The 13,372-nt window shown below is 35.9% G+C and carries 12 protein-coding genes and 1 pseudogene; 2 read left to right on the plus strand and 11 right to left on the minus strand.

Going from position 1 to position 13,372, the window contains the following annotated elements; genetic code table 11:
• Window positions 1–8: 8 nt before the first annotated feature.
• The 3 genes from HMPREF2603_RS12480 to HMPREF2603_RS13485 all read right to left on the minus strand — a co-directional run bounded on the left by HMPREF2603_RS12480 (window position 9) and on the right by HMPREF2603_RS13485 (window position 3,327).
• Window positions 9–2,009, minus strand: a complete 2,001-nt coding sequence (locus tag HMPREF2603_RS12480) for a CocE/NonD family hydrolase (protein ID WP_060803774.1) — start codon at window positions 2,007–2,009, stop codon at window positions 9–11.
• Window positions 2,010–2,171: 162 nt separating this feature from the next.
• Window positions 2,172–2,729 carry a hypothetical protein gene (locus tag HMPREF2603_RS13750; protein ID WP_231724094.1) on the minus strand — a complete coding sequence of 186 codons (558 nt, stop codon included), beginning with the start codon at window positions 2,727–2,729 and terminating at the stop codon, window positions 2,172–2,174.
• A 37-nt stretch (window positions 2,730–2,766) separates the two neighbouring features.
• Window positions 2,767–3,327 (minus strand): hypothetical protein, encoded by a 561-nt coding sequence (locus HMPREF2603_RS13485; protein WP_060803775.1) that lies wholly within the window; start codon window positions 3,325–3,327, stop codon window positions 2,767–2,769.
• 334 nt (window positions 3,328–3,661) lie between these two features.
• Here HMPREF2603_RS13485 and HMPREF2603_RS12495 point away from each other — a divergent pair, with 334 nt between their 5' ends.
• A complete protein-coding gene (locus tag HMPREF2603_RS12495) occupies window positions 3,662–4,876 on the plus strand; it encodes a PDDEXK-like family protein (protein ID WP_060803776.1) in 1,215 nt (404 codons plus the stop codon).
• 369 nt (window positions 4,877–5,245) lie between these two features.
• Here the strand turns inward: HMPREF2603_RS12495 and HMPREF2603_RS12500 are convergent, their stop codons facing one another.
• The 7 genes from HMPREF2603_RS12500 to HMPREF2603_RS12530 form a co-directional block, all read right to left on the minus strand.
• On the minus strand, window positions 5,246–6,967 hold the full coding sequence (locus HMPREF2603_RS12500) for an ABC transporter permease/substrate binding protein (RefSeq protein ID WP_070468845.1): 1,722 nt from the start codon (window positions 6,965–6,967) through the stop codon (window positions 5,246–5,248).
• Window positions 6,960–8,201, minus strand: a complete 1,242-nt coding sequence (locus tag HMPREF2603_RS12505; protein ID WP_023014854.1) for a quaternary amine ABC transporter ATP-binding protein — start codon at window positions 8,199–8,201, stop codon at window positions 6,960–6,962. The genes HMPREF2603_RS12500 and HMPREF2603_RS12505 overlap by 8 nt, the downstream gene beginning before the upstream one ends.
• 207 nt (window positions 8,202–8,408) lie before the next feature.
• On the minus strand, window positions 8,409–9,149 hold the full coding sequence (locus tag HMPREF2603_RS12510) for an SDR family NAD(P)-dependent oxidoreductase (protein WP_060803778.1): 741 nt from the start codon (window positions 9,147–9,149) through the stop codon (window positions 8,409–8,411).
• Window positions 9,150–9,273: 124 nt separating this feature from the next.
• Window positions 9,274–9,798: a VOC family protein gene (locus HMPREF2603_RS12515; protein ID WP_002480262.1), complete on the minus strand. Its 525-nt coding sequence runs from the start codon at window positions 9,796–9,798 to the stop codon at window positions 9,274–9,276.
• 232 nt (window positions 9,799–10,030) lie between these two features.
• Window positions 10,031–10,654, minus strand: a complete 624-nt coding sequence (locus HMPREF2603_RS12520) for a LysE family translocator (protein ID WP_002480261.1) — start codon at window positions 10,652–10,654, stop codon at window positions 10,031–10,033.
• A 186-nt stretch (window positions 10,655–10,840) separates the two neighbouring features.
• On the minus strand, window positions 10,841–11,200 hold the full coding sequence (locus HMPREF2603_RS12525) for a cupin domain-containing protein (RefSeq protein WP_002480260.1): 360 nt from the start codon (window positions 11,198–11,200) through the stop codon (window positions 10,841–10,843).
• A 12-nt stretch (window positions 11,201–11,212) separates the two neighbouring features.
• Window positions 11,213–12,169 carry an NAD(P)-dependent oxidoreductase gene (locus tag HMPREF2603_RS12530; RefSeq protein WP_060803779.1) on the minus strand — a complete coding sequence of 319 codons (957 nt, stop codon included), beginning with the start codon at window positions 12,167–12,169 and terminating at the stop codon, window positions 11,213–11,215.
• A 295-nt stretch (window positions 12,170–12,464) separates the two neighbouring features.
• Between HMPREF2603_RS12530 and HMPREF2603_RS12535 the strand changes: the two are divergent.
• A pseudogene (locus HMPREF2603_RS12535) lies at window positions 12,465–13,046 on the plus strand (histidine phosphatase family protein).
• An 85-nt stretch (window positions 13,047–13,131) separates the two neighbouring features.
• Here HMPREF2603_RS12535 and HMPREF2603_RS12540 read toward each other — a convergent pair.
• Window positions 13,132–13,371: a DUF896 domain-containing protein gene (locus HMPREF2603_RS12540; protein WP_002480257.1), complete on the minus strand. Its 240-nt coding sequence runs from the start codon at window positions 13,369–13,371 to the stop codon at window positions 13,132–13,134.
• Window position 13,372: the final 1 nt, after the last annotated feature.

Raw genomic sequence — 13,372 nt, forward strand, 5'->3', positions numbered from 1 at the left:
TCTTAACTTTATACAAAGTTACGTTTATACTTTTTGTGCCATTCTTTTTCAAAGCAGTGTTCATCGTTGTTATAAGCAATGACTTTATTGTAGAGATAGAAGTATGTTTCATCACACCACATCTCACTGATCGTTTCAACTCTTGTATCGATATCATCATCTTTAACAATGACATCCCATGTACATTTAACATAAGCAGATAATGGATCATCTTCTACAATCACAAAGTCATTATAGTTTTCTGTACCATACGTAATATTTAAATGTGGTAGGTTTCTTAAGCCCTCATCTGAGTAATCGGCTAACACCCACTTGTCTTCTGTTAATGCTTTAATAATATTTCTTGTTCTGCTGCCTTCTCTGATAACTTCTTTCTCTAAAGGTTCTGCTGTTTCTGAATGTGGATAATTTAAAGTAACTGCTTTGAAGTCATTCACATAAGGCACTTCAATGTTTGAATGCGTTAAATCAACATCTAAGTTTGCAATTTCTGTAGAAGGCCAAACTTGAGGCCAATATGTTGGTGCCATTGAAACTTCTAGTTGATGTCCTTTCGGTAAATGATAACCGATTACATCTAATGGGAACTCAACATCGACATATTCATCAATAGGTAAAGCTTCAGGGAACTCATGACTCTTATGATGATTGATGTTGAACTGTCCTCTTGTAATTAAAGTCTTCTTACCGTTAGGATGTACATCTGACAATCTGACATGAATATTGGCTTGTGGTTTATCTGATTTCATACGTAATTTTGCGATAGGCATGCCAATCATATTGATGTCTGTATCTCGTGTTTTTAGTAACACTGTCGTTGCTAACGCATTATCAATTGTTTGATCATCCGGTAGATCTCCTTCTTGACCAAATGGACAAAAGACGCCTGAATAAAGGCCGTGATGTTGGCGGTTTAATAATCTGACTGAGCCTTCTAAATCATGTAAGATATCCTGATAATTGACTTGTTCTTGTAGTAAATCTAACCATTTACCATCACGGTATGAATAAGAGGTTTGAGGTTCTACTGAATCTTGAAGATATACTAAGAATTCATCTTGATGTGTTGTATCTTTACTTGAGCCCATCCATTTATCTAACCATTCTAATACTTCTTGAAGATAACCTATTTGAGGGCCAGGTATCGCAAGATCAGGGAACTCATGTGCCCAAGGACCGACAATGGCCTTTTTAGGTACGTTTAAGTTATTCATTAAACGAAAGACAGCGTTTGGATATGCATCTGCCCAACCGCTCATTGTAAGAACTGGAATTTGAATATCAGAGTAATTCTCATTGACTGAACCATGTTTCCAGTAACTGTCTCTTGTTTGATGTTCTACCCATTTTTCTACAAATGGTGGTGTATTTTCTAATCTATCTAGCCACATATCATACCATCTATCACCGACAAATTTAGGGAATGGAGGACGAGCATTATACGCAAACATCGTAGACGCCCACCACAACATGTCTGAAGCCATCATTGTGCCGCCGCGATAATGAACATCATCTGCGTACCTGTCATCTGTCGAACATAATGTGATGATAGTCTTTAAGGCTTCGGGTTGTCTTGTGGCAATCTGCAAACCATTGAAACCGCCCCATGATTTACCAATCATCGCGACAGAACCATTAGACCAAGGTTGTTTCGCAATCCATTCAATGACTTCTACACCATCATCTTGTTCGAATTTTGGATACTCATCCTCAATGATACCTTCTGAATCTCCAGTACCTCTAATATCTACTCTGATCGCAGTATAACCATGTCCTGCGAAGTATTTATGCCTAATTTCATCTCTTAAAGCAGTGAAATCATCTTTTCTGTATGGTAAATATTCTAATACCGTTCCTTTATTCACACCTTCCATAACAGGTGACCAAATTTTAGCTGAAAGCTTTGTGCCATCTGACATGGTAATCCATGTATGATGTGTGATTTCGACCTTATAAGGCATATCTTTCAAAATGTTAATCTTATTATAATCTACATCAAAAACGCCCATTTATTATGAATCCTCCTTATTTTAGCCATTTAAAACAATCTCTTTATCACTTTTGAATCATATCTATTCTCAGTCATAGAGTTTATAACGTCAAACTTATGCATTAGTTGTAATAAAGGAGGGCAAAAAAAGGATTGAGCAATCACACTCAATCCTCGTTTATTAAGGTAAAGTCACATGTATTTCATCGAACTTATCATTCATCATGCCATCCCAAAATTCTACTGTACCATTTTGATTAACTATGAAAGTATAAGAACCATGTCCTGATTTATTATTCGCAGGAATTTTCCACATTCCGCCATCTTGCATAATTAGTTCTGGTTGTTGAAACTTAATTTTTGAAGCGTCTCCGCCTTCACTTTGATTAATGGCAGCGATTAGATAATCGAAGACATTATCTCTGTTCACTTGTAAATCAGAGAATTCTTCTTTATTAGCAGTACCACTACCTGAACCGCCACTAATTTTAACAGTTTCACTTCCGTCAGTAGCTTGTACTTCTTGTTGATTACTTGTCGGTTCGTCTGACTGACCTATGTTTTCAGTGTTATTAGACTCAGCTTCTGACTCATCATTTTCTTCACCTTGTTTTAATTGTGCTTCTAATTTCTTTTTCTCTAATTCGACTTCTTGATATTTGTTGTATCCAAAGAAACCTACAGCACCTATGATTCCGAGTACTAATACGACGGATAAAATTACTAAAAGCTTATTCATATGTTAGTTCCCCTTATTATATGTGTATTACGTTAGATTATTGACTTTCCGCTTCCATCGCATTTGTTCTTCTATCTCTTTGTTCAACTTCATCATTCGTAAGCGTACTTGGATCACGTTCCATTAATTGTGAATTGTCGCCAGAAATGTCTGCGCCTGGCTCAGGAATTTCTCTTCTGGCAGCTTTTTCATACATTTCTTTTTGTTTTGCATACTCAGCATCTGGATCATAAGAGCTGCTTGGTGATTCTGATGTGTTTTTAGAAGATGCTTGGTTATTATTGTTTTGATTTTGTGCAGGTTGAGTTTCTTTTACAGGTGCTTGAGGTGCTTGGGAAGCGGTAGTATCGTTTTGTGTTTGGTCATATGCTTCTTGTGTATTACTTTCTTCACTATTCACTGCTTCAGTGTTATTTTCGTTGTCTTCTTGTTCTTTTTTCTTTTGTTTCTCTTTTGTTTTTTTCTCTTTTTCTTCAGCTACTTTAGTTTCTTCTTTTTTTAGTTCCAAATCTTTATAACTGCCATACGCAAAGACAATCGCAATGCCTAATGCAGCTACAAGTGCTACAATTCCTAAACTAACAAAAATCTTTTTCAATACACTATCTCCCATCTTTAACGTTGTTATTAATAGAATAATCTATTTAACAAACCTTTCATAGAACTTTTTTAATAAATAGAGAACTTTTTAGTTTTATGTAATAAAGTTAGAGTTGCTAAATTGAAATAACTAATAAAGTAGATGTTTCTCTTTATTAAGATGCATGGAGATAAGTGGATAAATCCGCTTAAATTACTTAGGAAAAGCGATACTTAAATTGAAAGTATTGATGATATAATAAATGAATAAATTAGAAGTTGTGCTTATAAATGGCATAGCTGACTAAAAGAAGCTTTAAATATAGATAAAGAAAACATCAAGGAGCAGCTGAATGAATAATGATGAACAAGCATTAATGGAATTTCTGAAAGACATTGATTCTTTAAAAGAAATTGAAAAGTATTCCAACCAGTTTAATTTGTTTGAAATACTTGGTGTTGTGAACACCGAAATACGTCACAGTAATATGTTGGCTTGGTTATTGAATCCAAATGAGATTCATGGGCTTGACGATGCCTTTATTAAAAGTTTAATTCGAGCTTATATTGAATGCTCAGAGTCCAAAAAAGATCAACAAACAATCTTTAATTTATTATTAAATGACTTTGACGATGCGAAAGTGTTACGAGAGTGGAATAACATTGATTTATTAGTCGTGTCAGAACAAAATCAAACGCTTATTGTGATTGAAAACAAGATATGGAGTAAAGAATCTAAGCATCAATTGAAGAAGTATCAAGATAAGGTGGAACAATCCTATAGTGGTTATGAGAAATTATTTATATTCTTAACACCACACGGTGAAGAAGCTAGTAGTGTTGAGGTATGGTCCAATATCTCTTATAACCAAATCATTGAATGTATCGATGAAACTATGGTGAATAAAAAAGCAATGATGAATCCACAAGCAGTAGATTTTATTGAACAGTATATTGATATTTTAAGGAGGCATATCGTGGGAGACGAAGCATTAGAAAAAATTTGTGGTGAGATTTATGCCAAACATAAGAGAGCATTGGATTTAATCTATGAATATAAACCAGATACATTAAGTGAAATCTCTAAAATGTTGCAGACATATATACCTGAACATGAAAACCTAATCTTAGATCAAAGTAGCAAAGGTTATATCAGATTTACAACTAAAAATTTAGAACGTATTATGCCTAAAAATAATACTGAAATCCCTTGGACTGATAGTGGTAGAATCCTTCTGTTTGAGATTAAGAATAATAGTCATTTCACAGGGGTTACTTTATTGATTGGTCCAGGAGAAAATGAAGTAAGGACAGATATGCTTAATATTGCGCTTCAACATAGTAAGGTATTTAAAGTCTTCAGAAAAAAATTAACACGTAAACGTCACACAATTTACTCTAAGAATTTTTATACACATTCTAATGAAGGCGTAATGAGTCATGAAGAAGTGCTAGAAAAAGTTAAACAAGCATTCGATAAGTTTCTTAAGAACGATTTAAATAAATTAGAAGAGAAGTTAATAGAAGGCTATATGAATAATGAGAAAGCCACAGTCGATAATGTTTGAAAACCATCATAATATTATCTTCGTATATTATGTTAAAGTTAAATTGGGATAATTATTAAGGGAACTAAGAAAGGTGTTCTCTGTGTATGGAAGACATTTCACTAATAATCTTTATAGGTATTACCGTATTCTTCGCAACGTTGATTAGCTCTACAATAACTAAGAAATGTTTTGGCTCAAAATCATGGCCTGTAAAGATAGTGTTGAACTTTGTGATATTCTTAGTTATTTATCTTGTAGCATTTGGTATTTATTATTTTTTGAGATATTGATATTTTGAAAGAAAAAACTCTGCAGTACACTGGTTAAGTCAGTGATGCTGCAGAGTTTTATTATGTGTATAGCTTTAAAGTTTATGACTATACAATCTTATTTCTCTTTCCATTTGTCTACTTTATCTCGATTGTTTTCAATCCATTCGCTTGTTGCTTTTTCTGGATCTTTACCATCTTCAATTTCTAACATAATAGATTCCATATCTTTTACATCCCATTTGAAATTGTCTAGGATTTTATAGGCTTCTGGCATATCTTTTTTTAATCCTTTACGTGTCATCGTATGGATGCTTTCAGCTCTACCCATAGTTCCTTTTGGATCATCTAGATATTTTAAGTCGTAACGTTGGAAAATCCAGTATGGACTCCAACCTGTAATCACGATTTCATCTTTATTTTGAACAGCTCGTTTTAATTGTGCGTTCATTGCACCTGTAGAAGAGATGACTTGTTCCCAACCTTTTAAGTTAGGGTATGATTTGATTGTTTTGTCTGTGGCCTTAACAATCCCGGCACCTGGTTCTATACCTGTTATTTTTTTCTTAGCTTGATTGTCTAAATCTTCTATAGAGTCTACATCCATGTATGAAGGAACGACAAGTCCAAGCTTAGCTTTACCGTCAATATGTGGCCCTAAGTCATCTAAATCGTCTTTGAATTCTTTATATTGTGCTTCATGTGTGACAGGAAGCCATGGTTCAGTCATAGCATCCGCTTCTCCTTTAGCTACAGCTTCCCAAACCACAGGGATATCTAAAGATGTTGTATTAACTGTGTAACCTTCTTCTTCTAGCACTTGTTTCATCACGTTTGTTGAAACAATTTGATCATCTTGTTGCGCATAAGCTAACGTGATTGTACCTTTGTTTGAAGATTTAGTTGGTGAGAAGAAAATAGAAAGCAAAATAACAATTAAAGCAATAAGTGCAATAATGCCTGTGATAATCCATTTTTTCTTGTTACTCATTCTAGTGTTTTTAGGACGGTTTAAAGCTTGAGTGAAGCGGTCGATAATAATAGCAAGGACTACAATTCCAATACCGAACACAAAACCGTTACCGACTTCTGAACGTTGTACAGCAGCTAAAACACCTTGCCCAAGTCCAGGTGTCCCAATCATAGAAGCAATAACTACCATAGAAAGTGTTAACATAATCGTTTGGTTAATACCTGCGAATATGTTTTCTTTTGCCATAGGTAAATCAAGTTTAAATAATCTTTGCCAAGCAGTAGAACCGAATGAATTAGATGTTTCCACTAACTCTGTAGAGATAGAACGAATCCCTAAGTTCGTCATTCTGACCGTTGGTGGCAATGCGAAGATAACAGATGCGAAAACCCCTGGTACCATACCGATACCAAAGAATGCGACAGCAGGGATGAGGTATACAAACCCAGGCATTGTCTGCATAAGGTCTAATATAGGTTTGATAATTGTTTCTACTATATCACTTTTAGACATCAGGATACCTAAAGGTACTCCGATAATAACAGCGACTAAACTGGAAATAATGACCAAAGTGATTGTGTTCATTAAATCGGTCCACATATCTTGGTTATAAATAAACAGTAAGCCGACTAAAGTGAATGCGGCAAAGCCCCACTTACGTTTGAATACAAAGAAAGCTGCGATGACTAAGATAGCCATCATAACAAAAGGAGGAATAGCTGTTAGAATCATAGTCATGAAGTTCATCACTGCTTCTCCAGCAATCCTTAATACTGTAAATAAACCTGACAGATGATCAGTCAGCCAATCTACGATAGCGTCAATCCATTCTGCAAAAGGTAATTGTTTCATTGAAAAGTTAAGCATCTGCATTCACCTCTTCTTTCTCAGAATCAGAAGAAGTATCTGTTCCCACAGTGATATTTTTGGTGCTCATTGCCCCGATAACACTACCTCTGACTACGACACCAATCACACGTTCATTCTCTTTACTTACTACTGCAAGCGGTGCAGGGGAGTTATAAATAATATTGAAAATATCGCTAACGAACATGTCTTTATTAATTTTTTGAACGTTATCATTCGTAACATCCTTTAAAGATAGACCTTTCTCTCTGGCTTCTAATGCACTTTCAGCAGAGATACTACCTTTTAGTTTACGGTTACGATCAATGGCTAGCAGCATGCTGACTTCTTCTTGACGCATACGTTGCAAGGCTACGTTAGGGCCTTCTGTTTCGACATTAATCGTAAGTGGTGGTTCCATAATATTTTCTGCAGTCAGTACTTTAGAACGGTCAACATCTTCTGTAAATTCTTTGACGAAGTCATTGGCTGGATTCGTTAAAATTTCTTCACCAGTACCAATTTGCATAATTTTTCCATCACGCATTAAAGCAATACGGTCACCAATGCGTAAAGCTTCATTCAAATCATGGGTGATAAAGATAATAATTTTCTTTACTTTTCGCTGTAGTTCGAGTAAATCATTTTGCATATCTCGACGGATAAGAGGATCAAGTGCTGAGAAAGCTTCATCCATCAATAATATTTCAGAATCATTTGCGAGTGCACGTGCTAGACCTACACGTTGCTGCATTCCGCCAGAAAGCTGATTAGGATATTGATCCTTAAATGAAAGTAATCCAGTATCTTCTAGAGCTTTTTCTGCTTGTTTACGGCGTTTTTCTTTTTCTACACCCCGTATTTCTAATCCATATTCTGCATTTTCTAATACAGTACGTTTAGGAAATAAGCCGAAGTTTTGGAAAACCATATTGACTTTAGTCCGACGCACCTCGCGTAATTCATTTTTAGACATTTTTGATACATCATCTTCATTTATGTACACGCTTCCTGAAGTAGGTTCAATCAAACGATTAATCAAGCGGACTAATGTAGACTTACCACTACCGGAGAGTCCCATAATCACAAATATTTCTCCGTCCTCTACATCAAAGCTTGCATCGTAAACACCAACAGTGGCACCTGTTTTTTCTAAAATTTCTTGCTTGGAATCTCCGTTTTTAACCATTTTAAGTGCCTTTTGGCTATTTCTGCCAAAGACTTTGGTCAAGTTCCTTACACGAACTCTGCTCAAAGTTAATCTCCTCCATTTTAAAAATCATTTTCTTATTTAATGTTACCATATTAATTAGATGATACAACTTTCTTAGTGGTACAAATAAATAAAAATAAACAATAATATACTTGTATATTTTTTGCTTATATAGTAAGAAAGCACTGTATAAGGCTGATTAAATCAGTTATACAGTGCTTTTAAAGCTTATTTTCTTAATTCATTATTTTATCTTCCTACAGTCCAACCGCCATCTACATTAAGTTCAGCGCCTTGGACATAAGCTGCTTCATCAGAGGCAAGGAAGACTGCAGCTGATGCGAGGTCTTCTGGTTTACCTGCACGTTGAGCTGGAATATCTTTTGTACGTTGTTCATCAACACCCTCTGTCATAGGTGTTTCGATAAATCCTGGTGACAAGAGATTTGCGCGGATACCTTTGTGACCGAAGTCATAGGCTAGTTGTTTAGTGAAACCAGCAATCGCATGTTTTGTAGTGACATACGTACTGCCGCCGACACCTGCCATAGATGAACCTTGTGAACCTACGTTGATGATGACACCGCTATTATTATCTAAGAATATCGGTAAGGCAGCGTGTGTGAATAGGTAAGCACCTTTTACGTTGACGCCCATTAATAAATCAAATGTGTCTTCGTCTGTTTCTAAAGCATCTTTATAACCATCATGAACACCAGCACCATTGTATAAGATATCAATTGTGCCGAATTGATCTTTGATTGTTTTAACCGCTTCCTCCACCGAATCTTTAGACGTCACATCTACGCCTAACGCTAGACCTGTGCCGCCATTATCTTCAATCACTTTGAGCACTTTTTCGCCTTTCTCTTTATGACGATTGACAATCACAACTTTAGCGCCTTCAGCAGCGAATCGTTTTGCGACAGCTTCTCCAATACCTGAAGACCCTCCAGTAATGATTGCGACTTTATTATCTAATTTACCCAAAGTAAATCACCTTTCTTTAAAATATACAGTATATCTATCTTAAGATATGACCGACTTAATATCATCAAAACAGCTTAGCTGATATATTCTATGTGTCACGATTCAGATATCTTAATTTCATAGTTTAATCTTCTTTAGGAATAAAGACCTCAGCTTCACTATCTTCAGGATAATAGTAACCATTTGGGATGGTTTGAAGCTCGATTAAGCTGCCCCATGGTGCTTTAATGTAAATAGTTTCGTTTCCGACAGAATCTTCATAGCGTGTATTCTCATGCGGTTCAGAAACGGGTTCGCCACCTGCTTCTACCATACGCTCGAGTGCTTCTTCAAAATCGTCGACATAAAAAGAAAGATGCGTAAACCCAATATCTTGAAGCGCAGCGGGTGCTTGTTGATGCGCATGGACAAACTCAAACATTTCAATATTCGGGCCATTACCGAAAACCATCATACGCTTTTTAATGATTTTAGCGCCTGACTCAAGGTCTAAGAAACGTTCTACATCATTACCGCCACGAGGTTGATCCATTTCTGTTTGACTATCGTAAGCCACCTTACCGTCTAAAGCTTCTTTGAAAAACCGTGTTGCCGCTTCAATATCCGGCACAGTTAACCCGATATGATTAATTCCTCTTGTAATCGCCATTTAATCACTTCTTTCTTAATCTATCTCTCTATTTGTAGTATTACCTGACTTGTGTCTATTATGCTTAAAGTATTCAATAAATATATAAATGACAGTAAAAGTATGTTTGTAAAATTATTAGTTGACGTTCATCATCCATATTAACATAATCATAAATATTTATAGTGATTAACGATTTATAAAGCTTTTCAAATCATAAAACGCAGGTCATTTTAAATAAACTGCGTGTAAATTAACGTTCAAATTTTAAAATACTGATTGCCAGTCCGATTAAGATGACACCGACGATATAGTCAAATACCATTTTGAAAGTAGGTTGATTGAAGAGTTTCTTGATATGCGTGAATAAGAAACTGCATATGAAAAACCAAATAAAGACCAGTGCGATAAAGAGTGCTGATAGGGCGATAATTTTTAATGAACCTTCGCTTTTAGTCACAAACTGCGGCAAGATAGATATGTAAAAGAGAATCGCTTTAGGGTTTAAAATCGTGCTCATAAAGCCTTGTCTAAACGATTTAAACAAACTGATGTGTCTGATAGGGTAAGTTGATGATGTAGTAATATGGCTTGCCTTACGTGCGTTTAAGATAGTTTTCAAACCTAAGTAAGCAATATAAACGGCACCAAGAAACTTAATCGTGATGAACGCATAATATGAGCTCGTTAAGATAAAGATTAAACCAAGTGCAGCAATCGCAGAGTAGACGACATGTGCAGAAGAAATACCTAATGCAGCCATTACGCCATTTCTAGTACTGCCTTTCATTGTATTCGTAGCCACGATGAAGAAATCAGGGCCAGGAATAACGATAATCAGCAATGAAATTAAAATGAAACTGATCAATGAATCCATAATCGAGCACTCCCTTTAAAATTGTAATGCCTCTATCTTAGCATGTCTTATCACGCTATGAGACCGGAAATTTAAAATCGTGTCAGAACATAAAAAAGATGAATGACATTATGGGTGGTAATATCATTCATCTCAAGTTGGGTTAGGTTATGGTTTATTTTAAGATAGTAGTTTTGGTTGGTTTACTTAGTGTTCGTATGGAATAAAGTCTAATGGCATCGGTGTTGCGAAACCAAGCATGATAAAGTCTTCGTCTCCTGTATTCGTCATACCATGTGCTTCGCCAGGTAATGATACAATGATGTCGCCCGCTTTGATAGTTCTTTCCTGACCGCCGTTTGTATAGAATGTGCCTTCGCCTTGTGTCACAATCCATACATCATCTGCGTTTTGGTGGGTATGACATTGTAGAGATTGACCTGGTTTCATGCACCAAACGGCACCAGCTGAATGTTCAGATTGATAAAAGACTGTCTTTTGTGCTGCTTCCTCAGAGAAGCGTGGTAGATCTTTCATGTTAAAAAAGCGTTGGTGTGTGTCGACCATTGATTATCACTCCTATTTATTTACAATATAATCCGGTGTGTCACCTGTGAGCGCTTTGACAACGTTACCTGCGGCAATTTCAGCCATCATATCACGTGCTTCAAATGTCGCATTTCCGATATGTGGTGTAATGACCACGTTATCCATAGATTTTAGTTCTTCAGTAATTTCTGGTTCGAATTCGAAGACGTCTAATGCGGCACCTTCGATTAAATCATCTTGTAAAGCTTTAACTAATTCAGCTTCATATACGATTGGACCTCTAGATGCGTTAATCAAGTACGCTGTTGGTTTCATTTTTTTAATTTCGTTATAATCAATCATGTGACGCATGCTTTCGTTATAAGAACAGTTGATTGCGACGAAGTCAGCTTCTTTCAACAGTTCATCTTGTGATACATAGCGTGCACCAAGTTCTTGTTCTTTCTCTTCATGTCGAGATGGACCAGAATAAAGAATATCCATATCGAAACCTTTTGCGCGGCGAGCAACTGCTGAACCGATTTCACCTAGTCCGATGATACCGATAGTTTTGCCTGAGACTTCACGTCCGCGGAAGAAGAGTGGAGACCAGCCGTTGAAGCCTTTTGTACGGCATAACTGATCGCCTTCAGGGATGTGGCGTGCTACCGCTAATAAAATACCCATTATCAGGTCAGCTGTTGCGTTAGTTGAAGCAATCGGGGTATTAGTAACATCGATACCACGTGCTCTAGCTGCTTGAATATCAATGTTGTTGAACCCCGCACCATAGTTTGCGATAATTTTTAAGTTCGGTGCAGCTTCAATAACTTTTTCACTTACATTTGTAGATAATAAACTGATTAAGCCTTCGGCATCTTTAATACGTTCAATCAATTCATCTTCAGTGATTAATTTGTCCCCAGTGTACATATCTACTTCAAAATTTTCTTTAAGTTGATTTAATCCCGCCTCTGGAATCGCACCTGCTACTAATACTTTTGTCATATTCAATCGCTCCTTTTAATTACTTTGTGAAAACTTTCACAATCTTTATCTATAGCTTATCATGGAATCAGAATATTAGAAGTGCATAAAGTGCTAAACTCACACCTCTATTTTGTGCGAAATGAACAAAAGTGCTACATAATCAGATGAAACCACTAAAAGATGTATCAAAATCGTAAAAAAGTATAGCACCCACTATGTCATAGATTCGATATGATGAAAGGGAATATCAATCATTTTTAGTACAAACAAAGACACACTGATCATGAAATGACTAAAATGAGGAGCAGACAACATGAAAAAGACTTTGTATTTAATCAGACACGGACAAACGTTATTTAATAAGAAACATCAGATTCAAGGTGCTTCAGATTCACCGTTAACAGAACTAGGGAAACAATAAGCTGCACAAGCGAAGCTGTATTTCGATCAATTAAACCTGACAGATTATGAGTTGTTTTCTTCTACACAAGAACGTGCCTCTGATACGTTAGAAATTTTATTTCCAAATGAACCTTATACAAGATTAAAAGGGATTAAAGAATGGAATTATGGATTGTTTGAAGGAGAGCCGGAATTATTGAATCCGCCACATCAAAATGGCGTAGTTGATTTTGGTTCATTCTTTGCGGCTTATGGCGGAGAAACGATGGAAGAAGTTCAAACACGTACTGTGAAGACATTACATCGCGTATTAAAAGAGACGACGCATCGTAATGTAGTAGCAGCGAGTCATGGTGATATCTTATTCTTATTTGCGCATTATTGTTTGCCGATAGAAGCGGTAAAACAAATAAAGATAACGAATTGTTGTATTTTAAAATTTGAATATGAGGATGAAACTTTTACATTTGTAGAAGCGATTCATCCTGCTTAATCCAAAGAAAAAAGGGTTGGACGACTCCATCAGAAGTGTCCAACCCTTACTATTTTAGGTTTGCTATTCATCTATTTTAAAATTTTTATTCAGGTTTTAAGTCTAAAGTACCCATTTCTTCGCGTAATTCATAAATTTTATCTGGTGTTACGTCTTCGCCAAGTGGATCTACAACTTTCAATGTTGAGAATGTGCTCACAACTTGGCCACGAATCATTTTAAGGTATTCTTGTCTTAATTCATGTTGTTCTTGTTTTTCTGAAGTGCTCAATACCATTTCTTTTTCTTTATTAGCAAGTTCATTAATTCTATCTAAAATTTTCATA

The organism is Staphylococcus sp. HMSC055C03 (assembly GCF_001809385.1).
Classification (GTDB): domain Bacteria; phylum Bacillota; class Bacilli; order Staphylococcales; family Staphylococcaceae; genus Staphylococcus; species Staphylococcus simulans.

Excerpts from the sequence above, each read along its gene's own strand:
- HMPREF2603_RS12480 (WP_060803774.1), bottom strand. The coding sequence starts at position 2,009 with ATGGGCGTTTTTGATGTAGATTATAATAAGATTAACATTTTGAAAGAT.
- HMPREF2603_RS13750 (WP_231724094.1), bottom strand. The coding sequence starts at position 2,729 with ATGAATAAGCTTTTAGTAATTTTATCCGTCGTATTAGTACTCGGAATC.
- HMPREF2603_RS12495 (WP_060803776.1), top strand. The coding sequence starts at position 3,662 with ATGAATAATGATGAACAAGCATTAATGGAATTTCTGAAAGACATTGAT.
- HMPREF2603_RS12500 (WP_070468845.1), bottom strand. The coding sequence starts at position 6,967 with ATGCTTAACTTTTCAATGAAACAATTACCTTTTGCAGAATGGATTGAC.
- HMPREF2603_RS12515 (WP_002480262.1), bottom strand. The coding sequence starts at position 9,798 with ATGGCGATTACAAGAGGAATTAATCATATCGGGTTAACTGTGCCGGAT.
- HMPREF2603_RS12520 (WP_002480261.1), bottom strand. The coding sequence starts at position 10,654 with ATGGATTCATTGATCAGTTTCATTTTAATTTCATTGCTGATTATCGTT.
- HMPREF2603_RS12525 (WP_002480260.1), bottom strand. The coding sequence starts at position 11,200 with ATGGTCGACACACACCAACGCTTTTTTAACATGAAAGATCTACCACGC.
- HMPREF2603_RS12530 (WP_060803779.1), bottom strand. The coding sequence starts at position 12,169 with ATGACAAAAGTATTAGTAGCAGGTGCGATTCCAGAGGCGGGATTAAAT.
- HMPREF2603_RS12540 (WP_002480257.1), bottom strand. The coding sequence starts at position 13,371 with ATGAAAATTTTAGATAGAATTAATGAACTTGCTAATAAAGAAAAAGAA.